Below are 24,111 nucleotides of genomic sequence, written 5' to 3'. Positions count from 1 at the left end.
CATCAATCCCAGATCCACATCGCCTCGGATACTCCGGCTCTCTATTGCCCGGAGTATCCGAGGTCGTGTCGCTCATCTGTATCGGTGTCGTGTCAGTTTCCGATGACCGGCAGGATCAGCGCGATCCGCAGTTTCTGGTCGATCGTTTGCCCGAGGGCGAGTGATCGGTCCAACAAGGGGGCCAGGGCTTGGACTTTCGCGTCCGCGTCGGCGAGGGTATGCACGATCTGCTCCGCTGGAACGGCGGCGGCATTTGCCTGATCGGTTGCAGATGCACCTGCGTCGATGATGCCGCCGAGTGGGGCGTCCGCGGATTTCAGGGCGTCACCGAGCGCCTGGAGTTGGGTGCCGAGATCCCCGAGGGTCTGGTCAGCGCGGGTGAGGGAGTCGAGCACCCCGATGACTTCTGGAAGGCCTTGGTTGATGGCGGCGTTGGCGGGAGGCAATTCCTTCGCCCCGGACAGTGCGTCGTTGGTGGTCTTGTCAACGGTTTTCGCTTGATTGACACCGTCTTTGAAGATGTCGTTGGTGATGCTCAAGTCTCGTGTGACGATGAGGATGCCGCATAGGAGTGCGATGGTGAATGCCAGGGCAATCGCCCAGGAGAGCCGAAACATGGTGTGTGTTCTGCCTTTCACTCGTTCCGTGTCATTTCCTGACCAGTCCGAGCGTTACGGGGTGGGGGTGGTCGCGACGCCGAGAGGGGGGAGGTTCAGGGAGTTGACCGGGGGACCGACTACCGCGAGCAGCGGTCCGAGTTCCTGGATGTGCCGGGCTTCTTCCTCGACGTTCGCGAGGGTCGCGGCGATGGCGGTGGCCTTGGGGCCGAGCGTTCCCAGGGTGCCTTCGATCGTGGTCAGTCCGGTGTTGATGGCCTCGAGTTGGGTGGTGACCGAGCCGACGGCGGTCGACAGTCCCGCCACCGTCGGGCTCGCTTGGTTGGCGCGGTCGGTCACGTTCGCGACCAGGCCCGGCAGGGGCTCCGCGATCGTGCTGACGGTGCCGGTGGAGGCATTGAGTGTCTTGGCTTGCCCCGTCAGCTCTCCGGCCTTGGTGGTCAGGCCTTCCAGGTCGTTGGCCAGCGGGTCCAACGCCTGGATGTCTCCGGCGAGCTGGGCGTGTTTGGGGACGAGGATGCCGGTGAGAGTGTCGAACTGGCCGGCGGAATCGATGACCTCGAGGCTCAGCTGCGACGGTCGTCCCAGGGGGTCGACGACGTCGTCGAGTCCGGGAAGGAACCCGTTGACGGCGCAGAGCAGCGCGGCGGGCGCGAGCCCCAGCCCGAGCACTACCCCGAGCCATGCCTTTTTGGTGATCATCAGTTCCCTCCCGGTGCTGGAATGAAGGCTCCCTGTTCGGGAATCAGCGCGAGTTTGTTCGTCGTCCGCGTCAGCTCCGCGTTGAGTGCGTTCACGAGATCGATCGCCGTGGTGAGCTCGTTGTTCACGTCGCTGACGGTGGTGTTCGCGTCCGCCGAGATTTGATGCAGCGAAGCCGCGAAACCCTGCAGCGTGGTGGCGACGGTCTCGAGCTGTCCGGCGATCGCGGTGTCGCCTTGCCCGGCGGCGAGCAACGCCCGTGCGTCCGGCAGCAGCGCGGCCAGGTGATCGATGTCGGCGGCGGTTGCGGCGTTGAGCTGGGCCAACACCCCCGCCAGCTCGTCGAGTTGCTTGTGTGCCGTGGCCGGGGCGGTGAGGTCTGCCCGTTGGGCGAAGTAGTCGTTGGTCAGCCGGAAGTTATCCACGATCGTGCGTGCACTGTCCTGCACGAGCTGACCCTTGTGGATGGCCGCCAACACCAGCCCGAACAGGACAACGGCCAGGACCGCGGCGAGGCGGCCCATCCATTCGGTGGCTACGGCGAACCCGGTGGAACTCGGTGTCGCAGTGGTGGGTATGTCCAACCGGTGGGGCAGTACGCCCTTTCGGTATGGCAGCGCCGATGCCGGGATATCGAGTCGCTGAAGTCCGGCCAGGCCTCGGCGGGGGTACGCCTCTGGCGGTAAGTCGGTGCCCTGCTGCATGTCACGTCCAGTCGAGAGTAGGTACAGATCGGTCGGGGCAGAGAAGGTGGGTTCAGCCCGGGAGCGGAAGCATCTGGTTGATGGTCTGCGCGGCCGCGACCGAACCTTGCAGGTCGCTGACGAGGCCCTGAACGATGGCCAGTAGCTGCCGCCCCTGGTCGCCGAACGCTTCCGCGGATGACACGAGCGGGAGCACGGTGTTCTGGACCTCGCCGAGGATGCCCTGGATGTTGGTCAGCTGCTCGTTCGTCAGCTGTGCGCCGTCGGTGCTGCTGGCAAGCATCTGCGCGGCCGGGGTGATCGCTTCATCCAGTTTGGTCAGCAGCGGCCCGAGTGCGGCGGTGGCATCGAGCGCGGTTTGCGCGGTGTGGGTGAGTTCAGTCAGCTGCTGGAGCTGATTGGTCAGTCGGTCGTTGACGTCGACGATGCCCTGGGAGGCGGTGATGCTCGTTTCGTTGGCCTTCTGCTGGTTGTCGAGTCGGGTGTTCAGGTTGAACACGACGAAGGCGAGCAGGCCGAGAACCCCGACCGCGACGATCGACAGGACCAGGCGCGCCGGTCCGCCGCGGCGTCCGAAGAAAATCAAGGTACTTCTCCTACTTTCCAGACAGGTCGTTGGCGGATTCTTCCGCCGACAAGCGGGCGCTGTGGACCTTCGCGGCGGTGGATCGTGCGTCGGTGAGGATGGCGTCCAAGGTGGCGCGGTCGTCGGTCAGGGCCGCGGTGGCGCCGTCGACCGGCGGCTGGAGTGAGCTGATGTGCTCGGTCAATGTGTCGAGTGAGGCGACGAGATCGGTCACGTTCGAGCCGGCGAGGTCGAGGGTCTTCTGCACGTCGCCGGTGATTTGTCCGGTGAGGGTGTTCAGTTCCGCCGTCACCGCCGCATCGGTGGTCAACACACTCGCCAGTGATGCCTTCATCTTGTCGAGCGCGTCGAACGCGGCCAGCGTGACCTTCTCGTGCTCGACAATCTGATCCAGGGCCGGGTTGTAGTTGCCGGCGGACACCACGGCCTGGTCGAGGCGGTACGGGGTGGCCGTCAAGTCGTAGATCCGGGGATACAGGTATAACGCACCCACCGGAATCAGCGCGAGAACCAGGAGCACGCGCGCCACATTCGTTGTGGTCGAGGCGCGCCGCGGCGTATCGGCGAATCCGTCCGGTGCGATCTCATCGGGAGATGCGATCGGCATGGTGGCCTCGCTATCGAGGGTGTGCCGGTTCCGGCTCGAAATCGCCGTCATGACTCGACAACCGAGACCAGCGCAATGGTGCGCAACGCCGTCAGCGTGTGTGTGAGAAGACCCTTCACCACGAGCTTGTGCGTGAGGATTCCGCCGAGCACCTTCATCCCACGGTTGGTGAAGAAGCCCACCGGGATCAACCCGCCGGCTTTCATCGGCAACTGTGAAACGTCGAGGATCTGGTCCACGCTGGCACTGATGGTGACGCTCGGCCGACCCACGATGTCGTTGTAGACAATTGCCTCGTCGGTGCCGAACACGATCGTGCAGGCGCTGTCGGTGTCGGTGCTGTAGATCGACACCGGCCGGGAGATCTTACGTGCGAACTTGACTCGGGACGGGAAGTTCTCGACGTTCTGCCCGATCAGCATCCCGACGATGCTGGCGACGCCGTTCGCGTCGTCCCCGTCGTACAGAGTGACCGGGTATGTCTCGGATTCAACAGTGGTCATCGATCATGGCCTTTCACAGCAGGGGTCAGCGATATGTCATATCGGCCCCTGCGCGGGACTCGCCTGGAGAACACGCGAGTCCCACACGGGCCGTTTGTTAGTGGGTCACACGTCCCAGTCCGTGGGCACCTGACCCCACGACAACAGGAAATTGTTGAAGGCTCCAGCATTCTCGATGGCCGCCGACATCGGCCCCTTGGCGAACTTGACCTTTCCGGCCAGCAGCAGTTTTCCGCCCTCGGCGTCGCCCTCGGCCGCGCGCTGCCACGTCTCGAGGGTCCCGTTGATCTTCAACCACAGGTCGCTCTCGTCGAACTTGCGGATCGTCCAGGAGACGATCTTGGCCTTCTCCCACTCGATATGGCAGGCCACATCGTCTTTACCGATGGTGCCGAATTCCATGCGATTGGTGAACGAATCGGGGTCCTTGAACCCCTTGTACACCTCCGCGTTCGCGTTGACAGCCTCGAGCGCCAGTTCACACCACTCCTGCGAGAAAAACTTCAGCTTGTCGGTCATCGGTTCGACTCCTGTTCAGTCACTCTGTCTCAAAAGAACTGTGCAGATGCACATTTCATTAGACTGGAGGGCGCCTCGGTACTAGCTCACATCTCGCCACGACATCGCCGAGTGACACCGCTCACATCCGCAATTACCGTAGGCATTGATTTTTCACTCGTCAATTACTGATTCCTGCCTGCTTTTGCGACATGAAGGATTATTGACGGGCGCCCCGATCGGGGCCATCACCGGACTACCCGCACTTCGGGAACACATTCGTGCCTGCCGATTCGTCACCAGCCAACGAAGAAGCGCCGTGTTTCAATCCACAGATTCGAGCTCGTGTCATGAGCCTGATCGGCCCTCCATGCCGCGCCGTGACACGTGCGGCGGGCCGCAGCCAGTCGCATACCCGAGCGGCTGATCGCTGCGGTCGTCAATTGGTTTTGGGATCCTGCTGATTCGTTTCGCATTCGACCCGTAATCACCACCGCGGGCCCGCGAACGCCTCACCAGGTGTGTAATCCGAGGGAAACACCCGGATAGAGCCGACTACGTCCGCGAAACGGAACCCGGCAGGATCCATCCGGCCTATCGATGAGGTGAGATTGACGATGTCCTCGGTGCTGATCGCCGTCGCCGGCGCCGACTGAAGGCCACTTGTCCTGCGGTTCTCCGGAGATGTTGCGCAATGTCCCTTTTCGCAGCCACGGCGGTGTCGACCGCATGAGGGGTTCAGACTTCAGCATCATCGGCACTCGCTCAGCCCTGGCACACCGCTCACGTCACCACGATCAGCGTGAACTCGTCCGGGGGAAGTGGGGACGACATCACGCACCATTCCGAACGAAGACAAAGGGCACCGATTGTCGTGGATCCCCTGATGATTTCACTGGTCCGATCAAGCTTCAAATCTATCGGAGCGATCCCTGAAGGCGAGGACAAGTTCGCACGTTCCTTCTACGCCATTCTGTTTGCCACTCATCCCGAGACCCGCCAGCACTTCCCGGCAGCCATGGACACGCAACGCGATCGGCTGATGCGGGCGATCAGCTACGTCATCGACCAACTCGAGACGCCGGAATCCGTACTCCCGCTGCTAGCCCAACTCGGACGAGATCACCGCAAATACGGAGTCACAGAGGAGCACTACACCGCCGTCGGCGAGGCACTCGTCGCCGCGCTGGCCAACCTTGCCGGACCCGAACTCTGGACCGACGAGACGGACCACGCGTGGCGTCTGACGATCGCACTTATCGCCTCGATCATGACCGAGGCCGCCAACTCCGACGAAGGACCCCCGACACGTGTGGGCATGGTGATCGAACACCGCCGAGTACTCGACGACCTCGCCATCGTGCGTCTGGAACTCGACCACACGATGTCGTATGAACCGGGACAGTATGTCAGCGTGCAGGTACCCAGCCGTCCGAGGATGTGGCGCTACCTGTCGTTGGCAACGCCACCCACACCGGACCGGATCGTCGAGTTCCATGTCCGACGAGTATCCGGTGGCTGGGTGAGTCCCGCGATCGTAGGAGACTCACAGATCGGCGACACCTGGCTGATCGGATCACCACTCGGTTCTCTCGGTATGTGGCGAGAACCTCGCCGAAGTCGGCTGATGATCGGTGAAGGAACCGGAATCGCTCCTTTGCGAGCGCAGTTGATGGACACCGCACAGCTCGACGGCCACCCTCGGACGCATCTGTTTGTCGGCGGCACCTACCCCTGTGACCTGTACGACCTCGACATGCTGTGGGCATTGACGCGGACGAATCCGCAGCTGACCGTCATCCCGGTAACCGAGTACAGCGACAATCCGTGGTGGGTCTCCAGAACGTCGCACACCTCGGGCGGGGTGCACGATCCACTGACCGGCCAGATCAGCCGTGTGGTCGCCGAATACGCGGACTGGACCGACCACGACATCGAAGTCGTGGGATCACCGTCAATGGTCCAGACAACCAACTATCGATTGATGGCCGCCGGAGTCGATTCCTGCAACATTCGCCATGACCCGCTGTACTGAGCGCCGACGCCGCCAAATCTTTGAAATCGCCACGATGCGCGGATCTCACCGCTGAGACCGCGAGCTCGTCCGCGGTCTCCGAGATGTCTTCCCTCACCCTCGACGTCGTCTTCCTGATCCTCGACACCTGCCGAGGCACGCTTCTTGTTCGACCGACAAGGCGGTCGTCACGCACCCGGGTGTAGTTCAGGGTCGTCACTGCCGAAATCCTCGATGCCGCCCTCCCGCAACTGAGCGCCGCGGCACCTCATCTTCCTCCTCTACCACCACACCGTCCGTCAGCCGATCACACACGCTTGGCGTACGCGTCGCGGCCGCCGACTGGATCGACACCTGGGTAACATCTCGTTCGACGCCCTCTATGTCAACGCCGAGGACGTGTCCGGGTTCATCGTCCCGCCGCTGTCGGCGCGCGAGTCCAGCACCGCGGAGAAGCCCGATTTAATCGGCTGTGTGAGTTCGGCGCCGACCGACTGAGCATCAAGTCTCGTCGTGTCTTTCGCATCGAAATAGTCGCCGGCCTTGCGTTTCACGTCGTCTGTCCCCCAGTCCCGGTGATGCGGAACACGCGCCATTCGCGGAATGTGCTTGCGGCAGTGAATGTAGGCCTCGTCGACATCGACGACCACCCAGCACTCCGGCGTGCGTCCGTTCGACCCGCCGACGGGAAGGCCGACGACCTCTGACCGCAGGTCCGCGTCCTCCACGAGCCGCGCTGCGCCGTTGACGTGCAGGCCGATGAGATCGTGCACGAAATCCACCAGAATGAGTCCGACATGCGGGTTCTCGAGGATGTTGCCGAGGCTCGCCATCACCCCGTTACCCCGGTACTCGGGGTAGGCGAGCGTCGTCGAGTCGATGACGTGAATAAATCCCGGAGCTCCGGCACGCAGGCTGTTGTCGCATTCGCCGGACGCGTCAGCGGTGGCGACGAAGGTCATCTCCTGACGACCGACGAACTCGATCATGGCCAGATTGAGATGGTCGAGAACCTGATCCGCGTAGAACCTCGCGGCGCGATCCGCCGTGCCGTGCCGTTGTTGGAGTTGTCGCTCACCCACACTGCCGATCTCGCTCATTCGTACCCCGCTCTCTCACGCCCGGTCATGTCGCCCGCCCACCGCTCCGGCTGATCTTCATCTGAATGCTCCGGGTGGTGAGTTCGCCCTGACCATCCGGACGGTTCGCCGTAACTCCGCACCCGCCGGGTCGAATTCGGCGAACCGATGTGCATCGAGTTGGACCGGACTGATCTCACAGCAGGTCAAACTGTACCGTGCCTGAAACTTGGCGTGACATCATCTAATTTGTCATCAGGTTTCTGAATCTTCAACGGCCGAAGGCGGCGCCAGCGATCACGACAGCAGCAACAACCGCACCCGCTGAGTGCAAGTACAAGTAGAGGAAGGATCGCAGGTAGAGGCAGTCGGGTTTCACCGAAGAACTCCTTCCACCTTGATCCACCGCAGTTCAGAGCTCGACGTTCACACCGATGAACCGACGAGCGTGCAGTACGGCCGGCGATATGCGCATCTGTGCTAACCATGCGTTGCGCCCGACTCGAGTAGAAGGATCCTGCTGACTCGTTGCGCATTCCCTCACAGAATCACCACTGCACCTGTCTGTGCCGCCTCACCAGTGTGTAATCCACGAGTACACGGTGGACCCGGAAGTTAGAGGTCCGCCGATGGAAGCCGACATGGGGCGCATTCCGCCCTTACCGAACACATGAACAGGTGGGATCCAGGATGTCTTCCGTATTGATCGCCGTCACCGGTGTCGACTATTGGACACTCGCGGACGGCACCAAGCACCCCTGTGGGTACTGGCCGGAAGAACTAGCCACCCCGCACCGCGTCTTCGACCATGCCGGCCTCGAAATCACGATTGCGACACCGGGGGCAGTGATACCCACGGCCGATCAGGCGGGCTTCAGTCCAGAGATGAACGGCGGCAGCGCCGAAGCCGGTCAGAGGATTGCGGACTACCTCACGTCGATCGCCGACGAGCTCAACAACCCGAAGGCGTTGGAGGACACCGATCCCGACGCCTTCGACTTCGTGTTCGTTCCGGGCGGCCACGGCCCGATGGAAGACCTGGCCGATTCGGATCGATTCGGGGAAATCATTCGTAGCTTCCACGATGCCGGGAAACCTGTTGCGGCCGTGTGCCACGGCCCCGCAGCACTTCTGTCCGCACGGACCGACGGCGGATCCTGGCTGTTCGCCGGTCACAAGATGACAGCATTCAGCAACGTCGAAGAACGTCAGGTCGGCTTCGCAGACCGAGCCATGTGGCTCCTGGAGGACCGTCTCGTATCCGAGGGGGGCGTCTATAGTGCCGCTCAACAGCCCTGGGGCGAATGCGTGGTCGTCGACCGGAACCTCTACACGGGCCAAAATCCAGCCTCGTCTGAAGGGCTTGCCCGTCGCTTGGTCGACGCGATTACGGACAGTAGCGGACTTGAGTAGGAGCGCTCGGCCGGATCCGCAGGCATCCGCGATCTGACTTACCGATTCAGTATGACCAATCGGCGTGGTGGTCCCTAGCCATCACCGCCTACCCTCGCGGCACCTCCGCGAAATCGTGTTCGATTCGACTCACAGTTCACCCCTGCGGCAGGGAGTGACCCCAAGATGCGCGACCCGATCTCCGGATGGTTTTGGACACGACACTAAAGGCCCTCCCGGACCAGCCGATCCCGCCGTTTCGTCTCGCCGAACCGCCGGCCCCCGGCCGCGGCGGCGCAAAAGGTGGCAGTAGCGGCGCGACCCGCGCACGCGCGTCCTAGATGTCACCGTCCCCCATCGCGACGGAGTGGAGAGTGTCTCGGATCAAGGTGTGCTGCTTCCACAACCGTGACGAGTGGTGGGCCGAGGCCTCGGTCTAGCACGCCGCCCTCGCCACGCCGAGGGTGAGGGTGAGGGAGCCGTTGATCCGCAGAAGCAGCCGGTCGGTCGGTCGGTCGGCGATGGTGAGGCCGGAACCTCCGGTGCCACCAACATGCATCACCGAGTCCCGAGGCACTTTCAGCCCGTCGAAGACCCGAGATTCGATACCCGCGAACGCCCGGACCGTCCACCGCATCCATCAGAGAAGTGACCGTCCACTGGGCACCGGTGCCGTACGTGGCGACGCCGATGACGTCGACAACTCCCCCATCCGGTTTTGGTGGCCGTGACGAGGGGTGCTCTCGGCTTGCGAACCCCTACCGGACACACCGGCCTTGACCGCACCGGCCTAGTCTCACCCAGCCTGCGGGCCGCGCTGCTCCAGCTCTGGAACCTCTGACTGTTCTGGTCCAGCGGGGGCGGATCGAGGTCCCAGTTCAGAGCGTGGGTGTATCCGGTCGTTGTGGGCGATAACGGCACCGACGCAGACCGCCATCATCACCGCGCAGGCCGCGACGAGGCCCCACACCCGGTGTCCGGCCATGCGTCCCAGGAGGGCGGCGCCGGACACGGTGGCTGACGAGCATCGCTGCGGTCAGGTCGAATCGGCGCGGCGGAACCATTCGACAAGTTCATGCGAATCTACCGGCGCGGCGAACAATGGAAGATCCGGAACGTCTCCGTCGGCTGGGACAGCGGCCTCAAGGCCCTCCTCACCGAACACGGTGTCACCGTCGACGATGCCCCCACCCACCCGCCTGCCCCACCCCTGCGCCCACTCCCCCGACCCAGGCACCCAATACCGTGATCGCCCTCCCGCGCCCACCCCGCCTCCGGCACCGCAGCCCCGGGTCCAGCTCAGCAAGATCACCCTCACCAAGGCAGCCCCACCGTGTCCCTCGCCAAGCGCGGCGACACCGGAACGATGCGGATCAACCTCAACTGGACCCGCGGCCGTCGCGGCCTCCTCGGCAACGGCGCGATCGACCTCGACCTCGCCTGCCTATACCAACTCAACGACGGGTCCAAAGGCGTCGTCCAAGCCCTCGGAAATGCGTTCGGCGACCTGCACTACCCGCCCTACATCGCCCTCGACGGCGACGACCGCTCCGGCACCAACGCCGGCGGCGAGAACCTCCACATCAACCTCGCCCACCTCGCCGACTTCAAACGCATCCTCATCTTCGCCTACATCTACGACGGCACCCCGAACTGGTCCACCGCCGACGGCGTGGTCACCTTGTACCCACCCCACGGCCCCGAAGTGGAGGTACGCCTCGACTCGCCCGACAACCGCGCCCGATCCTGCGCCATCGCCCTGCTGAAAAGCGAAAAGAACGAACTCACCGTCACACGAGAAGTGAGGTACATCAACGGAACCCAATCCGAAATCTCCAAAGCCTACCGCTGGGGCCTGAAATGGACTGCCGGCCGCAAATGACCGCACCCGAGGGGACCGATCGAGGGGTGATCGCCGCCGGACGGACGACCCACATCCGACGACCACACCACGATGTCAGCGCGAGTGCCGGGAATCGACCACCGGGACTGAACCGAAGCCGATCGGCCTCGCCTGACCGCGAGAAAGACCACACCACGACACACCGCCCGGGCAGATTCGGCCACCGATAGTCGCCGTTTTGGTACGGGAGACAGTTCTCGGCACCGACACTCACCCAGCAGGTGCCAGCGGAACTCCCATCGGCCACTCGGTGCACACTGTCGACCAGCGCTCGTGAATGCAACCTCCCGTACCAGTCGCACCGACCGTCCGCCCGCGTTCAGGGCTGTGACACCGGCGCGCTCATCTTCGGTGAGCCTGGCTTCGAAGAGACAGGCAAGGGTTCATCCACCGAACGTCCGTCGGATTCAGAGAACCCGGCAACCCGGAGTCGGTGGGTCGCGCTCAAGAGCGGACACCACTCGGTTCAGCCGCCCACAGCCGGCAACTTCGCCGCAGCGTCATGGAAGGCACGCACGATTGCGGCCGAAATCCGACCGCGGAAGGACACTTCACGGCCCTCCCCGATCGCCCACTCTCGAATCTCCTTGGCCGTCTTCTCCACCGGAGCCGTGCCCGCCGCCGCTCCCTTCACCGGAGCCTCCTTCTCGACAACCTTCTCCGCGGCCGTCGTCTCCACGGCCGTCGTCTCCCCTGTCGTTCTCGCCCCTGCCGTCTTCCCCGCTGCCGTCGTCTTCGCCGGAGCCTTCTCCACGGCCGTCTTCTTCGCCGGAGCCTTCTCCACGGCCGCCTTCTTCGCCGGAGCCTTCTCCACGGCCGTCGTCTTCGCCGGAGCCTTCTTCGCCGGCACCGTTTTTGCCTGAGCCTTCGTTGCCTGAGCCTTCGTTGCCTGAGCCTTCGTTGCCTGAGCGTCATGGAAAGCTTGCACGATCTCGGCCGAAATCCGACCGCGGGGAGACACTTCGCGACCCTCTCCGATCGCCCACTCTCGAATATCCTTGGTCGTCGTCGCCGCCGGAGCCTTGCTCACCGCCGGTACCTTCGTGGCGACAAACTTCTCCGCGGCCGTCTTCGTCGGAGCCGTACCCGCCGCCGCTCCCTTCACCGGAGCCTCCTTCTCGACGACCTTCTCCACGGCCGTCTTCTTCGCAGCCGTCTTCGTCGGCCCTGTCGTCTTCGCCGGCGACTTCTTCGCGGCCGTTTTCTTCGCGGGAGCCTTCCCCGCGACTATCTTCTTCGCGGCCGCCTTCTTCGCCGGCACCGTTTTTGCCTGAGCCTTCGTCGCCTGAGCCTCATGGAAAGCTTGCTCGATCTCGGCCGAAATCCGACCGCGGGGAGACACTTCGCGACCCTCTCCGATCGCCCACTCTCGAATATCCTTGGTCGTCGTCACCGCCGGAGCCTGGCTCACCGCCGGTACCTTCGTGGCGACAAACTTCTCCGCGGCCGTCGACTTCGCCCCTGCCGTCTTCACCGGAGACTTCCTCGCCGACGCCTTCTTCGCAGCCGTCTTCTTCGGCCCTGTCGTCTTCGCCGGCGACTTCTTGGCAGCCGTTTTCTTCGCGGGAGCCTTCCCCGCGACTATCTTCTTCGCGGCCGCCTTCTTCGCCGGCGCCGCTTTTGCCTGAGCCTTCGTCGCCTGAGCCTCATGGAAAGCTTGCTCGATCTCGGCCGAAATCCGACCGCGGGGAGACACTTCGCGACCCTCTCCGATCGCCCACTCTCGAATATCCTTGGTCGTCGTCACCGCCGGAGCCTGGCTCACCGCCGGTACCTTCGTGGCGACAAACTTCTCCGCGGCCGTCGACTTCGTCCCTGCCGTCTTCACCGGAGACTTCCTCGCCGACGCCTTCTTCGCAGCCGTCTTCTTCGGCCCTGTCGTCTTCGCCGGCGACTTCTTGGCAGCCGTTTTCTTCGCGGGAGCCTTCCCCGCGACTATCTTCTTCGCGGCCGCCTTCTTCGCCGGCGCCGCTTTTGCCTGAGCCTTCGTCGCCTGAGCCTTCGTCGCCTGAGCCTCATGGAAAGCTTGCACGATCTCGGCCGAAATCCGACCGCGGGGAGACACTTCGCGACCCTCTCCGATCGCCCACTCGCGGATCTCCTTGGTTGTCCCCTTCGCCGAACCTTCGGAAATCCTCGGTGATACCGCCATCGTGCTCTCCTTCTACGTCAGGGCAATCGTCGAACGCACACAGTAACGGCAGGCTCGTCCCGCAAATGAGGAAGCTCACCGAACTAACAATTCAACGTCTCAAGACATTGTCCATGTGGGCAGACCAAACACGATCCTCTTCGAGCCCAAAATCACATCGCACCGAGCTTCATCCAGGACGAGCACGACTCACCCCGACAGGGACTATTCTCCGCCGAAATCCCGAAATTGCCTCGGCAACTGCGGCATTGAAGTGGTCGACATTGCCGAATTCGGTGTTCACGGTGCCGAGCAGGGTGTGCGCCTGACGGCCCACCACCTACTCACCGAAGACTGTGCCGCAATTCCGGCGGTGCAGCGCCTCCCGGACTCGGGTCACAGCGGCACCGAACCTTACGTCGCGAAGGCCGCGCGCCGGCCACATCCCCAGCAGCCCGGAGAACACCGTCGTGGCCGTGCCGCCGCATTCGGGGGGTGGTCACCCACAGCCGGCATCGTTCTCTTCCGCACCGCACTCACACACGGTTCACCCGAAACCGACTGCGGCACCGTGCACACGAGTGGAGACAACTCGACTTAACACCGCGATGATCAACAGGCACCGGGACGGCTACCCCTCGCGACAACAGTGGGGCGCGCGCCGGCCGAGAAACCGCGGGTGCTCACTCCGATCAGCTGGCGTCAGCCCGGACGTCGCCGCGTTATCCCAATGTCAGATCGAAAATCGTGACCGAGCGAGGCGAGCACCATCTCTCGGGCCCATCCGTCGGCATCGCGCGGCGCCGACCGCACCACCATCAGCGTCGGTGGTTTTTCGTCCGTCGACCAGCATGAGCGCGAGTTCATTGCATCCGTGCCGGCACTCGTCATGCAGCCCCTGCGCGACGATCGTGTGGGTCACGTTGTCGGTCGCGGTTCGGCGGGTCTGCGCGAAGTCCCGCCACGTGCACGCCGTCAGCTAGGCGTCCTGGCCGAGCCTGATGATGTTCCGCCGGCCACCGCAGGACCGCCACCTCGACCTCCTCGTCGAGCACCAGTTCCGTCAACGACTTGTCGGCCAACGGTCGCGTGCGGATGATCAGGTCCGGTGGGATGTCCTGGCCGCGCCGTGTTTCCCTCGGCAACCACGGCGCCGACGGACAGACCGATATACACCGAAGGTCAGCTCCCCCATCGCACCTGTTCCCTTCAGCGCTGACAAGGTCTCGGGGCACATCGTCACGACTCGGCACCCGGCCCCGGAGCCCCCGTGTCGGGGGTGGAAGATCTCCCGGTTCAGGCGCAGCGGCGGCCGGTGTGGGTCGCTGTGTGCGTAAGAATGCGCGCTACCAGCACAGATTCGGTGAGGTGCGGTTGACGTACGGTGTGGGGATGGGATCGCCCATCACCAGTCTGTACGCGCGCGTGGCGCAGGACTTCACCGATCGTCTCCTGGGCTGCCCGCAGGACCGCTGGAACTCGGCCTCCCCCTGCCCAGGCTGGACCGCCTGGGACGTGGCCGCCCATGTGGTGGGTAACCACCGACGGGCCTGCGCAGGGCTCAGGGGAAATGACTACCGGGTGCCTACCGCCGGGGAGGACGTGGTGGCCGCCTGGCTGGATGCGACGGCCGCGGTACAGGCTGCCCTGGAGTCGGAGGCGACCGCCCAGCAGGTATTGGGTGCCGAGTTCGGCAACCTGCCCTTCGAGCAATTCGTCCGGCGGATGGCGTGCGCCGACACGCTGATTCATACCTGGGATTTCGCGCGCGCAACCGGGCAGGACGAACACCTCGATCCCGAGGCAGTCGAGCTGGCCCGAACCTTTCTGGTCGCAGAAGACGACCGGATCCGGCTCCCCCACGCCTTCGGGGCCAAGGTGGCACCCACAGACAACGCCGACGCACAGACCCAGCTATTGAACTTCCTGGGCCGCACCACCTAACAGAACGAACTGCGTGACGCACAGAGTCCGCCGCACGGCTCTATCGACGATGTGCCGATCGACTGGGCTGATCGCGCGACGACGCCATTCTTCATCGTCGCGGTCGCGTTCGGCGGTCTGGTCGCGATCGCCGTGTGGCTCGATCTGCTCTTCAGGGTGACGTTGCTGCCCTGAACTGAGGAACCGCATCGAAGACGCTGAGTGCGGAGATCTTCTCCGCCATCCCGCCTTTTCCCGGATCGACCGCGACCGGAGATGCAACGCGCCGTTGCCGGCCCCGTCATGCCTCCCGCAGCGGATTCAGATGCGTTCGCTCGGCGCCCAGAACCTCACTGCCCACCGAATGTAGGGTCGGGAGCCGGCTCGGTGGCAGATCCTGACCGAAAGTCGCGCAGCCACTATGAGCAGAGCGGATTCCCGCTCAGCTGTTCTTCTTCGCGACCGTGGCCATGGTGCCCCGTTTCCAGCTCCCGCACTCAAACACTCGCTCAGTGTGCGGCTCGGGCCGGGACGACGAATAGAGACCGTATGCTCGCACAGCACGGTTCCAGGTCGCGAGCCGACCACATCGGCCCCCCGACTCCGCTGAGTCGATTCGATCAGGTCCTATTCAGCACAATGGCAACACTATTCGGTCTGTTTAGGGTGCCCTGTGCCCGCATGCTTCAGCCACAACGTGCGGTGCTCGATATCCAGCACATACCAGACCCGGCCACCGGCGGTGACCTCGTACTGCCACTGCTCCATCTCCACCCCGTTGTGCACCCCGGTCGCGAGCTTGCCCTTCAACCGGTGATGGCGCGTCGTCGACTCTCCGACGACCGTGCGGCGTCGCAACTCCTCGTACGCCACCAATGTGTTCGCCGGCGCCTGCCGGCACAGCTCGTCCCACCCCTTCGCCGCGTCACTGGTCGCGAACCGCAGCTCCCACAACTCGCCCGATGCCGGCGGCGCGACCCGCTCACCCCGCTTCGGGCTCACAGCTCCGGCACCGGCACGGCCCCGAAGTCACCCTCAGACGGCGCCGACAGGATCCGGGCCAGCTCCGGATCGGCATACACCTCCGCCGTGTGCCGCCACGTCTCGATCGTCCGGGCCGGCGGTGCCGGATTATCCAGTGACGAACCCGCCCGTAGCGACGCGATCAGCTCGTCGACGAAGTCGGCGAGTTCCTCAGCCGACAGGTAGCTCACCCACGGGAACGCCGCCGCCACCACCTTGCGGACCAGAGCGCTGTCATCGGAGTGCAGCAGGGCGTCGACCATCGCCGTCGCCGCCGCGAGCACCTCCCGCTCCTGATCCGCCCGCACCGCCGTCATCAACACCAAATCCTCATCGCCGCGCCGCGTCACCCGCAGCGGCCGCGCCCCCGACCGCTGCCACTCCGACAGTGTCGCCTTCCCCTTGTTCTGGATATCCGAGAACGGCACCTCACCCACAGACATACTTTCAATCTACTTTCAAAGTACGCGGTCGGCAAGGTCGGGATGCGCGGTCCTCTGGCCCCCACAGTCTTGCTGCAGCCGAGACAGGGCCGGGACCCGTGATCGCGGCGTGCGTATCTGACCGTCCGATCCATGCGCCAAGCACGACCCTGCGGGTGATCGGTAGCCAAGAAATCAACACTGAATTACACTGTTAATGAGCGTTAGGAGGACTCTTGTGACTGTCGCAGACGATCGTCAGGCCCGCGTTGCCGCAGAGCAGTACGCCGCCGGCGCGCTGTCGTTCGAGGACGCCTTGACCCGCACCGTCGGACACCCGATCGATCGAGCAACGGTCGCCACAGCTCTCGAGTACCTCGCGTCCCTCGGCGCCCTACAACCGCACGGGGCGCTCTCGCGTCACGATGCCGACCTACTCGACGAAGCCGGCTTCACCGACGACGGCGAACGAGCCAGCTTCTCCGTCGCGCTGGGACGGGCACAGTCCATGAGCGATCTGCGTCGCTCCGCCCTCACCGCCGCCGAGGTCGCCGACCTGCTGACGGTGAAGGCGCCCCGGGTCCGCCAACTCACCTCGATCGAACATAAACTCTGGGCCCTCGACGACGTCGATCGACGAGGACGCCTGTACCCGAAGGTGCAATTTACCGACGCCGGGATGGTGCCGTACCTCGACCAGATCCTGCCCCAACTCCCCGCCGACCTGCACCCCCTCACCGTCAACGCGGTGCTGACCCTGCCCCGCGTTGACCTCACCACCGACGGTCACCCCGCATCGGTCGTCGAGTTCCTCACCTTCGCCGCAGCCGAGAAGGACCTGCCCCTCGTCCTCGAGGTCGTCGAACGCGCGACGAGCCTCGGCTAGTGGCCACGACCACCCCACCCTCGATCGCGGACATGCGCGATCAGGGGGTACGCGACGACGAACTGGTCACCATCGCGGCCACCACCCGCCGTCTCTGGCGTATCCACCCCACCGACGGCGCCCACGTGTTGCCGTGGCACGGTTTCCGCACATACGGGCCACTGCTGCGCTTCGACCATCACCCACGGCCGAGAACGGACCACCCCAAGTACGGCATCTGGTACGGAGCCAGTAGCCCGCGCGGCGCCCTCGCCGAGGTCTTCCAGGAAACCCGAGTGATCGACCGATTCCATCGCACCCCGTACCTCTCAGCACTGACCCTGGACCGCCCACTCACCCTGCTCGATCTCGGAGGGTTCTCCGGCGGCACCTGGCCGACCCGGCTCGGATGCAATCACTCTCTCGACTCCGGCCCGCACTCCCAATCCCAGGCGTGGGCCAGGACGATCCACCGCGCCCACCCCAACCTCGACGGCATCGCCTACCGCGGCAGATTCGCCGGTGAGCTGTGCGTGGCGCTGTTCGAGCACGCCGCGAACGCCTTCCCCACCAACCCAGCGCTCTCACTGCCACTGTCCCACGTCGGACTCGCACGCCGTATCGACAGCGCGGCAGTGGAATTGGGATACCAAGTCGTTTGACCGTCGCGCACGGGGATCTCCAGCTACAGCCACGACGACACCGAGCCTCCATACGATTGCGTGATTCGAGGTACCTGTCGGTGGCGTCGACGTCGGTTCGGGCGAAGCCCGGGTCGACGTTCTCGACGGCGAGTATTTCAGAGCCGCTGCGGGCGTGAATCCTCCATCCGTGCGGGGCGGTGATGTCGACCGCGAGTGCGTCCACGCTTCCGCAGCAACGAGCGGCGACCTGGTCGGGGCGGGGCGTGATGATCTCGGTGTCCGAGTGGGATGAGGTGGTCCTCTCTGTGGTTATTCGGGGTCGCGAGTGATGTGAGGGTGACCTGATGGCCCACAACGCGAGATGTCCCGCCGTCGGGGCGTGAAACGTCCAGTCCGGGCCTCGGCCACTACCAGAATCGTCCACCGCATCCGTCCCTTGGGCGCCGTGGGTCGGCGCGATGCCCCAGCGCTTGCGCGTGCAATGAGCGGGCCGGGACGCGCTACCTGTCGTCTACCTCTTGGCGTAGTCGGCGACGCCGGTCCAGTCGATGACCACGCAGGGCTCATCGCCGAGAATCCAGGCGTCGTGTCCGGGCGGGCAGATCATGAGATCGCCGGGACCGAACTCAATGTCCTCCCCGTCGTCCATGACGATCTTCATTCGACCCGAGATGACGTAACCCATGTGAGCGGCTTGGCAGCTGTCCGTCTTGGCTATCGGTTTGACGTGCTTGGACCACTGCCAGCCGGGTTGGAAGGTCGCCCTCCCCACCGCGCCGGACGCGATGTTGACGAGTTCGAGCTTGCCCATATCGTCCTCGAAGGGGCGGGTTTCCTCGGGTGAATCGAGACTCTTGCGGATCAGACCGGACATCGGTTGTCCTCCCAGGTCGTTGAGGCGGCACCCACCGATGCGGCGGACCTCCGACCGGCCAAATCGGGAACCGCGGGATGAATCGAATTTTCTGGCACTTCAATTCTGGGCGGGCACCATCGTGTGCCGCAATACCGAGCGGCGGCCCGTCGGTGGGACGGTGGCGCACCGGGCGAACCACCTCTACGCCGGGAGCACCCCACTGACACCAGGGTCCACGCCAGTGCATTTTGTGGGCAGAGCTGCTACCGGGGCGGGAGAGTCGTCGAGTTACCGGGTGGGTAGGTAGCGCGGCGGCGTTCTCGAAAGCGTGTTAGGTGATGCTCCATCACGACTTTGGGTTCGGTGTGGATGCTACTTGGGTGGCGGGCGATCGCGTGTTTGACGTCGCCGTCGAGTACCTGCACGATGTCACGCGGACCGCACCGGCTCAGTCTTATCCAATCCCGCGGCTCCCCCGGAGCCTGCCGCGCCGCGGGGAGGAGATGACCGGATGACGCGACGAACCCGACGCTGTCCGGGGTGGAGTATCGAAGATGCGGGCGAGTTCATCGAGGTCAGGGCAGCATCAAGCGAGGCAGACCAATGGGATGCGCGCTACAGCGAACGGGATCGCGTGTGGAGCGGAGAACCCCACGGCGCATGTTGACGAGATGACCAGCGCACGGCCGGAACGCGACCTCGACGTCGGTTGCGGTGAAGGCGCCGACGCGATCCAGCTCGCCCTCAGCGCTCCTTGGGCGCTCCCGGACAGGCGCCCCGGCGGCCCGCCCACTGCCGATCCTCGACTTCGACAACACAAGCTGACACCGCTCTACGTATCTGACGCTCGAGGGTAGGACATTTCAGCCCCGCAGGCGATGTTCTCCACCTGCCTTGAGAACGAGAATTGTACTTGTTCAGGAATCGAATGACCCTCAGCCGAAGCGCTATTGGGCACACTAAGCAGGAGAGGAGGTCATCATGTATACGTGGATATTCACCGGATTCCTCAATGGGGTCAGCGGCGGTTTGATTCCCCAGGTGTGGGGACCAATCTAATCCGGCATCAGCACACACCAAACACTGTGTGCGACTATGAATGCCGGAGGGGCAACGGAGGAATTTTCCATCAAACTCCCCTGCGGCCGGATGGGCGGCCCGAATCGGCGCCAGCGACCGATCGGGTCGCCGACCATCCGCACGGGGCGGCGTGGTGTGAACCGTGCTGGACTTCCTGCCGTTCCGCCCTGATGCCGGCTCCGGTTGGAGAGTCGGGTGTTGAGGGTAGGGAGCCGCCTCGTACTCGTCCGTGGGAACTATCCGAGGCTCGCCGATGATTACCCGCATATCCAACCAGTCGCCACTCGATCGGCGCGTACTCGGCGACCGTGAACCTGACTGCCGAAGAGTAACCCCACTGGCGCCACCTCAGGTGAGCACACCCAGGCCCCCGTTCTGCCCGTGCTCTCTGGCGTACTGGTCGAGGCGGTCGGTGATGCTCGCCCGCACCCCGTGCGGGGTCCGCACTGCCGGGCTCACCGACCGACCGTCCACGCGGACGTCATCGTCCCAGTGGATGCGGGCTTGCCGACGGTTCGGCCGCCCCGAGGGCGGTGGCGAACGACCGCACCAGCGCATCGCGCACTGTCACTCGGTCAGCGCCCTTCACCAGCACGACGCTCAGCTGCCCGACATCCGACGGCGCTGCCCGTGGTGGTGGCGGTGTCGTGAGGTCGGGAGTGCCCTTCCGGGCGATATCCGCGACGGCCAGCGTGGTCGCCCCCCTGTGCGCGATCAGCGCCTCGACGAGGCCTACCCCTCCAGCACACGGTGACCGTCATCGAACGCGCGCGGGGACAGCACAACCACCACCTCCTCCACCGTGACCAGACCTCGGATGAGTCCGGACCATAGGGCCCAGGCGGCCGGCATCGGCGCCGAAGGCGTCGAGATCACCGATGGTGCGGGCTAGGGTCGTCACCGGCAGCCCATCGACGACCCCTGCCACTCCTCCCGCCACAGCGAACCCCGCTGCCCGATCACCTCGGGCAGCGACAGCCGGATCCGGCGGGTCGCGGTCAGCTCCACGACATCGGTATCCAGATCCCCCCAGCCCGTACAATCCCGGCGGCGGTACGGTGCGAGAACACCACGGTGGGCACCAGCCGATCCAACGACTCGGGTCCGGCGGCGGCCGAGAACCGTCCTCCGGACCCACATCGGGGGCGAGGAGAGTTCCATCCTCCGACACTGAACTCAGGAACCGCCTGCACCCGCTCGGCCTATGGTCCGGGCGTCCACCCCTGGCCCTGGACACACAAGATCGGGATGCCGTCCGGCGTTTGGGAAGCCTTGTCGGTCGTGGGGTCGCATGGTTCCCCAATGTTGTGGACACCGACGATGTCGGCGGTGACCCAGACGCCGTCCGGGTAGTAGTCGCGGGAGTAGACGCAGACGATATCCTCGCCGGTGGTCACGTCGACTCCGACCCGATTGCCTGAGCATCGCTGACCCGCTGTCCCAGGAACGGGTTCGGGCTGACTCGCACCGGTGGCGTACGCGATCGTTGCTCCGCCGCTGACGGTGGCGGTTTGAGCGGCCGAGGCGATGCCGGCCCCGAAGGCGATGACCGGCGCGATGACGGCCGAGGCATGGCAGCCACACGCAAAGTTCTGTTGTTCATTGTGCTCACTTACCAATTTCTGATGGGCCAGGCTCAGCGCCGAGCGCGGCAGTGGAATTTGTTGTGGTGACGTGTTCGCGGGCATCCCGGTCGAAAGGTTGGGATTCCCGCGCCGTACCCATCCTGATCCCTGGCACCCGCGGACACCATCCTCGCCAGGGTGGAAACTCGTCACACCGGATGAGTTTCCGACCGTGATCGACCTCTCGGGCCGACCCGATCGAGGAAGCCCGCAGCCCGTGCCGCGCCTGACACCCCTCGACGACGACAAGCCGCGATCATCACCCTCGGGCCGCGGCGCCATGACCGGGAGCGGGCGGCTCGAGGCTCTCGTCGCCGGCGTCGGCGAAATCACGCACGGCGCCGGCGAGGAGTGTGCCCGCCTAATAGGGCCCGCGGGCGGCGGGCAACGACAGCGGGACCGAGGCGCTCTGGGATGAGGTCGTTCGCGCAGGCGGCAGCGGCCCGGCCCTCGAGGTGCAGGGACGGCCACACGATCACGACCTGTTCCCCGGCGAGCCGTCCGGGAGGCGGCGTCACCAGGACATGCCGATGTCCTCGATCGCTGCAGCCGGATGTGCACCGCCCGCATTGGATACCTGCAATGGGACCCTTCCGCCGACGGCATGGCGTTTTACATCGTGTCGATATTCGAGCGAACACACCCGCGAAACCACTCGCCGGGACCCAATCATCACCGATGTTCAGGTGTGACGACTTCCCACCCGAGAGCTGATGTTTCAGCACCTCGCACGGGGTGACGATTGTCCGTACCAAACGGAGATTCTCCCCGGATCCCGGAAGCAGCGGAAGCAGATTCCGCCTACAGATAGAGGAAAGACCATGAACAAGAATGTCATCCGAGCGGCCATCGCTTCTGTTGCGGTGGGGCCCGTGATCGTCCTCGGATCAGGTGTTGCAGCAGCCGCTCCGACGCTGGAGCCAGATGGGCGACCCTCGGTCGTGGGGACGGTCCTCCGGGCTGATGGTCTACCAATGGAGGGCTGGACCTGCACGGTATTTCAGGGCCTCACCGTCGGGATGGTGTCCGCCCCGGACGTGAACACCCATCACGGCAAAATCGTCAATCCACTGTTTGGCGCCTGGGCTGCGGGCCCGGTGAACGGTGCCTGCATGGGAACCGGAGGGGTAGCGTTTCCATCCGGAATGGCCGGGTGACGACCTCAATAGACCTGGTCGCAATTGCCCACTGTCGCTACGTCACAACACGGGATGGTGGTCGGCGCCGTCGGCAACACCGTGTGTACGCCCTCGGTGGCGCCGCCAAGCCAGCGCACGCAGAATCCACCGCCCTTGCAGTAGCGCCGCGCACCATGCAATGGGCACCGATGTAGCGGTCGTCGACCGTTGCGCCGATCTCCCGGCAGCAGGCACCGGCGAGCACAGCGGCCGGAAACGCTCTGGATCGTCGGCGGGGACCCACACAGGGCTGGGCTCTCCCGATAGGCTGCCCGTCGCAGAGCTGCGGCGGCGGTTTCCGACGCCTACACTCGCGGCGGACTAGGACTGTGTGGTGGTGCACGCGGATCCCGCGCTCGAGCGCATGCTCAGCCACGACGAGGACGGGTTGGTCGGCCGCTCGGTGACCGAGATCGTCGATCCGGAGTCCTCGCCGAGCGACGCCGATGCGTTGGGACCGCTGCACGATTGCGCGGCATGCTCGTACTTGCCCCGCGGGAGGGTTTCATGGTGCGGGCGGCGGTCAGCGGATCGGTGCTGGTGCGGCAGGACAATCCCCTCCTCCTCGTCTGCTTCCAGGACATGACTGAACAGCTGTGGAGCCGAGGGCGCGCGCCGCGCTTCACCTGAGCCGAGAGGTCTGTGCCCTACGTTGAAACAGAGTGCGCGCCTGGTCGGAGGCACGGTTGGCCGCGCCAACGATACTGTTAGGCAGCGTATCTGGGTTTTCCGATGACTGAAGAGGCTTCAACTAGATTCGGATTACACTTTTCCCCAATGGTTTTCAATGTTCTCCCTGCGGCGGCAACGTCGCGCGACTCATCGGATGATCGATGGCGCTTGGATCGGCACCACAGCAGGACGGTTGGTCGGCCGGTCGAATCACTGACAACGGCCGGCATCTCGCTCGGGCTGCGGAAAGCACCCGGTGCACCGACTCGCGGCGGCCCGGGAAGGATCGGGGTGAGCCTACGGCCGAGAGATTTGTCTCGGATTCACAGATCGCTGGCGGTGATGATGCCGCTGTGCCGGGCGCGGGCGACGAGTTGCATGCGCTTCTGGTTGTTCGGCAGATCCTCGAGACCGAACTTCGAGAAGAGCACGCGGAGATGGCATTTGATCGTGTCGACCGTCAAGAAGAGGTGGTCGGCGATCTCCTGATTCGAGGCGGGGTGGGCATAGGCTGCGTCGTTCTTGTACGGCCGGCACAACTCCACCAGGACCGCGAATTGCGCCGGAGTCAGAGCGGCTCGGGTGGGCAGGGCGTCGGCGGTGCCGGTCATCTCCCCGCTGGCCGCAATGAAGGTGCGGAAGGTCAGTGACGAGGAACCGACCCTAATGACGTCACCGGCGTGGAGTCGTCGCCGCCCACTGAGGCGGTCGCCGTTGACGAAGGTACCGTTGCGGGAAAGTCCGTCATCGGTCACCGTCCAATAGGATCCGATCCATTCGATGGTGGCGTGCAGCCGCGACACGTTCGGATCCGATGGCAACGCGATATCGGCCTTCTCCGAGCGGCCCACGGTGATCCGTGGTGCGTCCACGGACAACACGAATTCGCGGGTGCCGTATCCGCCATCGAGATAGCAGAGAGTCGGTTCGCTCAATGCGTTCATCGCCGTCCTCCCCCGCAATTTCGGGCACACGACTTTCGGTCGGACGCTTCGCCCTGTTGCCAGTCTAATTCCGCAGGTCGGCGCGGCACCATGGTCGGCGGTGCGGTTCCATCGCGAACCGGCGTGCCGCATCCGACGAGGGG

The 24,111-nt window shown here is 64.6% G+C and carries 27 protein-coding genes and 3 pseudogenes; 14 read left to right on the top strand and 16 right to left on the bottom strand.

What is annotated here, in order from left to right; genetic code table 11:
* Positions 1 to 92 precede the first annotated feature (92 nt).
* The 7 genes from JVH1_RS41450 to JVH1_RS41420 form a co-directional block, all read right to left on the bottom strand.
* Entirely contained in the window at positions 93 to 617 is a 525-nt protein-coding gene (locus JVH1_RS41450; protein ID WP_043779688.1) for a hypothetical protein, read from the bottom strand.
* A 54-nt stretch (positions 618 to 671) separates the two neighbouring features.
* A complete protein-coding gene (locus JVH1_RS41445) occupies positions 672 to 1,319 on the bottom strand; it encodes a hypothetical protein (RefSeq protein ID WP_043779685.1) in 648 nt (215 codons plus the stop codon).
* The gene (locus tag JVH1_RS41440; protein ID WP_043779684.1) at positions 1,319 to 2,023 is read right to left on the bottom strand and encodes a hypothetical protein; all 705 of its coding nucleotides are present in this window, start codon (positions 2,021 to 2,023) and stop codon (positions 1,319 to 1,321) included. The genes JVH1_RS41445 and JVH1_RS41440 overlap by 1 nt, the downstream gene beginning before the upstream one ends.
* A 52-nt stretch (positions 2,024 to 2,075) precedes the next feature.
* Positions 2,076 to 2,609 carry a hypothetical protein gene (locus JVH1_RS41435; RefSeq protein WP_009760375.1) on the bottom strand — a complete coding sequence of 178 codons (534 nt, stop codon included), beginning with the start codon at positions 2,607 to 2,609 and terminating at the stop codon, positions 2,076 to 2,078.
* A 10-nt stretch (positions 2,610 to 2,619) separates the two neighbouring features.
* Complete coding sequence (locus tag JVH1_RS41430) at positions 2,620 to 3,216, bottom strand: hypothetical protein (RefSeq protein ID WP_237735175.1); 597 nt, start codon at positions 3,214 to 3,216, stop codon at positions 2,620 to 2,622.
* Positions 3,217 to 3,263: 47 nt separating this feature from the next.
* Positions 3,264 to 3,719 carry a hypothetical protein gene (locus tag JVH1_RS41425; protein ID WP_009760373.1) on the bottom strand — a complete coding sequence of 152 codons (456 nt, stop codon included), beginning with the start codon at positions 3,717 to 3,719 and terminating at the stop codon, positions 3,264 to 3,266.
* Positions 3,720 to 3,824: 105 nt separating this feature from the next.
* Positions 3,825 to 4,238, bottom strand: coding sequence for a hypothetical protein (locus tag JVH1_RS41420; protein ID WP_009760372.1), 414 nt, complete (start codon positions 4,236 to 4,238; stop codon positions 3,825 to 3,827).
* Positions 4,239 to 5,091: 853 nt separating this feature from the next.
* Between JVH1_RS41420 and JVH1_RS41415 the strand changes: the two genes are divergently transcribed.
* The gene (locus JVH1_RS41415; RefSeq protein ID WP_043779682.1) at positions 5,092 to 6,252 is read left to right on the top strand and encodes a globin domain-containing protein; all 1,161 of its coding nucleotides are present in this window, start codon (positions 5,092 to 5,094) and stop codon (positions 6,250 to 6,252) included.
* Positions 6,253 to 6,611: 359 nt separating this feature from the next.
* Here the strand turns inward: JVH1_RS41415 and JVH1_RS41410 are convergent, their stop codons facing one another.
* The gene (locus tag JVH1_RS41410; protein WP_009760369.1) at positions 6,612 to 7,331 is read right to left on the bottom strand and encodes a pyridoxamine 5'-phosphate oxidase family protein; all 720 of its coding nucleotides are present in this window, start codon (positions 7,329 to 7,331) and stop codon (positions 6,612 to 6,614) included.
* Positions 7,332 to 8,000: 669 nt separating this feature from the next.
* Here JVH1_RS41410 and JVH1_RS41405 point away from each other — a divergent pair.
* Positions 8,001 to 8,723: a type 1 glutamine amidotransferase domain-containing protein gene (locus JVH1_RS41405; protein ID WP_009760366.1), complete on the top strand. Its 723-nt coding sequence runs from the start codon at positions 8,001 to 8,003 to the stop codon at positions 8,721 to 8,723.
* A 415-nt stretch (positions 8,724 to 9,138) separates the two neighbouring features.
* Here the strand turns inward: JVH1_RS41405 and JVH1_RS41400 are convergent, their stop codons facing one another.
* Positions 9,139 to 9,261 carry a hypothetical protein gene (locus JVH1_RS41400; RefSeq protein ID WP_272943932.1) on the bottom strand — a complete coding sequence of 41 codons (123 nt, stop codon included), beginning with the start codon at positions 9,259 to 9,261 and terminating at the stop codon, positions 9,139 to 9,141.
* Positions 9,262 to 9,777: 516 nt separating this feature from the next.
* On the opposite strand from JVH1_RS41400, the gene JVH1_RS41395 reads away from it, so the two are divergent.
* Complete coding sequence (locus JVH1_RS41395; protein WP_192817837.1) at positions 9,778 to 9,951, top strand: hypothetical protein; 174 nt, start codon at positions 9,778 to 9,780, stop codon at positions 9,949 to 9,951.
* A pseudogene (locus JVH1_RS41390) lies at positions 9,884 to 10,584 on the top strand (Tellurium resistance). Before JVH1_RS41395 ends, JVH1_RS41390 begins: the two are co-directional and overlap by 68 nt.
* A gap of 487 nt (positions 10,585 to 11,071) precedes the next feature.
* On the opposite strand, the pseudogene JVH1_RS41385 reads toward JVH1_RS41390, so the two are convergent.
* Positions 11,072 to 11,596 (bottom strand): annotated as a pseudogene (locus JVH1_RS41385) (histone-like nucleoid-structuring protein Lsr2); the annotation flags it as partial.
* A 7-nt stretch (positions 11,597 to 11,603) separates the two neighbouring features.
* Here JVH1_RS41385 and JVH1_RS41380 point away from each other — a divergent pair.
* The 3 genes from JVH1_RS41380 to JVH1_RS41370 all read left to right on the top strand — a co-directional run bounded on the left by JVH1_RS41380 (position 11,604) and on the right by JVH1_RS41370 (position 12,587).
* A complete protein-coding gene (locus JVH1_RS41380) occupies positions 11,604 to 11,879 on the top strand; it encodes a hypothetical protein (protein WP_009760361.1) in 276 nt (91 codons plus the stop codon).
* Between the two features lie 105 nt (positions 11,880 to 11,984).
* Positions 11,985 to 12,233 carry a hypothetical protein gene (locus JVH1_RS41375; protein WP_371113166.1) on the top strand — a complete coding sequence of 83 codons (249 nt, stop codon included), beginning with the start codon at positions 11,985 to 11,987 and terminating at the stop codon, positions 12,231 to 12,233.
* A 105-nt stretch (positions 12,234 to 12,338) separates the two neighbouring features.
* A complete protein-coding gene (locus JVH1_RS41370; RefSeq protein WP_009760360.1) occupies positions 12,339 to 12,587 on the top strand; it encodes a hypothetical protein in 249 nt (82 codons plus the stop codon).
* A gap of 83 nt (positions 12,588 to 12,670) precedes the next feature.
* Here the strand turns inward: JVH1_RS41370 and JVH1_RS41365 are convergent.
* Positions 12,671 to 12,757 (bottom strand): annotated as a pseudogene (locus JVH1_RS41365) (hypothetical protein); the annotation flags it as partial.
* A 1,371-nt stretch (positions 12,758 to 14,128) separates the two neighbouring features.
* Between JVH1_RS41365 and JVH1_RS41360 the strand changes: the two are divergent.
* Together JVH1_RS41360 and JVH1_RS41355 are read left to right on the top strand one after the other, a co-directional pair.
* The gene (locus tag JVH1_RS41360; protein ID WP_043779707.1) at positions 14,129 to 14,680 is read left to right on the top strand and encodes a TIGR03086 family metal-binding protein; all 552 of its coding nucleotides are present in this window, start codon (positions 14,129 to 14,131) and stop codon (positions 14,678 to 14,680) included.
* A gap of 51 nt (positions 14,681 to 14,731) precedes the next feature.
* On the top strand, positions 14,732 to 14,854 hold the full coding sequence (locus JVH1_RS41355) for a hypothetical protein (protein WP_009760353.1): 123 nt from the start codon (positions 14,732 to 14,734) through the stop codon (positions 14,852 to 14,854).
* A gap of 453 nt (positions 14,855 to 15,307) precedes the next feature.
* Here JVH1_RS41355 and JVH1_RS41350 read toward each other — a convergent pair whose 3' ends face one another.
* Both JVH1_RS41350 and JVH1_RS41345 read right to left on the bottom strand, forming a co-directional pair.
* The gene (locus tag JVH1_RS41350) at positions 15,308 to 15,661 is read right to left on the bottom strand and encodes a hypothetical protein (RefSeq protein ID WP_009760351.1); all 354 of its coding nucleotides are present in this window, start codon (positions 15,659 to 15,661) and stop codon (positions 15,308 to 15,310) included.
* Complete coding sequence (locus tag JVH1_RS41345; RefSeq protein WP_009760350.1) at positions 15,658 to 16,119, bottom strand: hypothetical protein; 462 nt, start codon at positions 16,117 to 16,119, stop codon at positions 15,658 to 15,660. The genes JVH1_RS41350 and JVH1_RS41345 overlap by 4 nt, the downstream gene beginning before the upstream one ends.
* 223 nt (positions 16,120 to 16,342) lie before the next feature.
* Between JVH1_RS41345 and JVH1_RS41340 the strand changes: the two genes are divergently transcribed.
* Both JVH1_RS41340 and JVH1_RS41335 read left to right on the top strand, forming a co-directional pair.
* Positions 16,343 to 16,990, top strand: a complete 648-nt coding sequence (locus JVH1_RS41340) for a hypothetical protein (protein WP_009760349.1) — start codon at positions 16,343 to 16,345, stop codon at positions 16,988 to 16,990.
* Positions 16,990 to 17,631 carry an RES family NAD+ phosphorylase gene (locus JVH1_RS41335; protein WP_009760348.1) on the top strand — a complete coding sequence of 214 codons (642 nt, stop codon included), beginning with the start codon at positions 16,990 to 16,992 and terminating at the stop codon, positions 17,629 to 17,631. Before JVH1_RS41340 ends, JVH1_RS41335 begins: the two co-directional genes overlap by 1 nt.
* Positions 17,632 to 18,124: 493 nt before the next feature.
* Here JVH1_RS41335 and JVH1_RS41330 read toward each other — a convergent pair whose 3' ends face one another.
* Positions 18,125 to 18,487, bottom strand: a complete 363-nt coding sequence (locus JVH1_RS41330; RefSeq protein WP_009760345.1) for a cupin domain-containing protein — start codon at positions 18,485 to 18,487, stop codon at positions 18,125 to 18,127.
* Positions 18,488 to 20,751: 2,264 nt separating this feature from the next.
* The gene (locus JVH1_RS41325; RefSeq protein ID WP_009760339.1) at positions 20,752 to 21,237 is read right to left on the bottom strand and encodes a hypothetical protein; all 486 of its coding nucleotides are present in this window, start codon (positions 21,235 to 21,237) and stop codon (positions 20,752 to 20,754) included.
* A gap of 154 nt (positions 21,238 to 21,391) precedes the next feature.
* On the opposite strand from JVH1_RS41325, the gene JVH1_RS41320 reads away from it, so the two are divergent.
* From JVH1_RS41320 to JVH1_RS41310, 3 genes are all read left to right on the top strand, one after another.
* Positions 21,392 to 21,592: a hypothetical protein gene (locus JVH1_RS41320; protein ID WP_009760338.1), complete on the top strand. Its 201-nt coding sequence runs from the start codon at positions 21,392 to 21,394 to the stop codon at positions 21,590 to 21,592.
* 403 nt (positions 21,593 to 21,995) lie between these two features.
* The gene (locus JVH1_RS41315; RefSeq protein ID WP_157173991.1) at positions 21,996 to 22,331 is read left to right on the top strand and encodes a hypothetical protein; all 336 of its coding nucleotides are present in this window, start codon (positions 21,996 to 21,998) and stop codon (positions 22,329 to 22,331) included.
* Positions 22,332 to 22,829: 498 nt separating this feature from the next.
* Positions 22,830 to 22,982 carry a hypothetical protein gene (locus tag JVH1_RS41310; protein ID WP_157173990.1) on the top strand — a complete coding sequence of 51 codons (153 nt, stop codon included), beginning with the start codon at positions 22,830 to 22,832 and terminating at the stop codon, positions 22,980 to 22,982.
* 365 nt (positions 22,983 to 23,347) lie between these two features.
* On the opposite strand, the gene JVH1_RS41305 is transcribed toward JVH1_RS41310, so the two are convergent.
* A complete protein-coding gene (locus JVH1_RS41305; RefSeq protein WP_009760333.1) occupies positions 23,348 to 23,968 on the bottom strand; it encodes an FHA domain-containing protein in 621 nt (206 codons plus the stop codon).
* Positions 23,969 to 24,111 lie beyond the last annotated feature (143 nt).

It is taken from the genome of Rhodococcus sp. JVH1 (assembly GCF_000280725.2).
In the GTDB taxonomy this organism is placed as follows: Bacteria; Actinomycetota; Actinomycetes; order Mycobacteriales; family Mycobacteriaceae; genus Rhodococcus_F; species Rhodococcus_F jostii_A.
Note: the sequence above shows the minus strand (reverse complement) of the source record. Positions and strands in the feature narration are given on the sequence as shown.

Excerpts from the sequence above, each read along its gene's own strand:
- JVH1_RS41425 (WP_009760373.1), bottom strand. The coding sequence starts at position 3,719 with ATGACCACTGTTGAATCCGAGACATACCCGGTCACTCTGTACGACGGG.
- JVH1_RS41395 (WP_192817837.1), top strand. The coding sequence starts at position 9,778 with ATGCGAATCTACCGGCGCGGCGAACAATGGAAGATCCGGAACGTCTCC.
- JVH1_RS41330 (WP_009760345.1), bottom strand. The coding sequence starts at position 18,487 with ATGTCCGGTCTGATCCGCAAGAGTCTCGATTCACCCGAGGAAACCCGC.
- JVH1_RS41315 (WP_157173991.1), top strand. The coding sequence starts at position 21,996 with ATGAACAAGAATGTCATCCGAGCGGCCATCGCTTCTGTTGCGGTGGGG.
- JVH1_RS41420 (WP_009760372.1), bottom strand. The coding sequence starts at position 4,238 with ATGACCGACAAGCTGAAGTTTTTCTCGCAGGAGTGGTGTGAACTGGCG.
- JVH1_RS41310 (WP_157173990.1), top strand. The coding sequence starts at position 22,830 with ATGCTCGTACTTGCCCCGCGGGAGGGTTTCATGGTGCGGGCGGCGGTC.
- JVH1_RS41305 (WP_009760333.1), bottom strand. The coding sequence starts at position 23,968 with ATGAACGCATTGAGCGAACCGACTCTCTGCTATCTCGATGGCGGATAC.
- JVH1_RS41445 (WP_043779685.1), bottom strand. The coding sequence starts at position 1,319 with ATGATCACCAAAAAGGCATGGCTCGGGGTAGTGCTCGGGCTGGGGCTC.
- JVH1_RS41400 (WP_272943932.1), bottom strand. The coding sequence starts at position 9,261 with ATGCATGTTGGTGGCACCGGAGGTTCCGGCCTCACCATCGCCGACCGA.
- JVH1_RS41450 (WP_043779688.1), bottom strand. The coding sequence starts at position 617 with ATGTTTCGGCTCTCCTGGGCGATTGCCCTGGCATTCACCATCGCACTC.
- JVH1_RS41410 (WP_009760369.1), bottom strand. The coding sequence starts at position 7,331 with ATGAGCGAGATCGGCAGTGTGGGTGAGCGACAACTCCAACAACGGCAC.
- JVH1_RS41430 (WP_237735175.1), bottom strand. The coding sequence starts at position 3,216 with ATGCCGATCGCATCTCCCGATGAGATCGCACCGGACGGATTCGCCGAT.
- JVH1_RS41405 (WP_009760366.1), top strand. The coding sequence starts at position 8,001 with ATGTCTTCCGTATTGATCGCCGTCACCGGTGTCGACTATTGGACACTC.
- JVH1_RS41440 (WP_043779684.1), bottom strand. The coding sequence starts at position 2,023 with ATGCAGCAGGGCACCGACTTACCGCCAGAGGCGTACCCCCGCCGAGGC.
- JVH1_RS41325 (WP_009760339.1), bottom strand. The coding sequence starts at position 21,237 with ATGCCCGCGAACACGTCACCACAACAAATTCCACTGCCGCGCTCGGCG.
- JVH1_RS41360 (WP_043779707.1), top strand. The coding sequence starts at position 14,129 with ATGGGATCGCCCATCACCAGTCTGTACGCGCGCGTGGCGCAGGACTTC.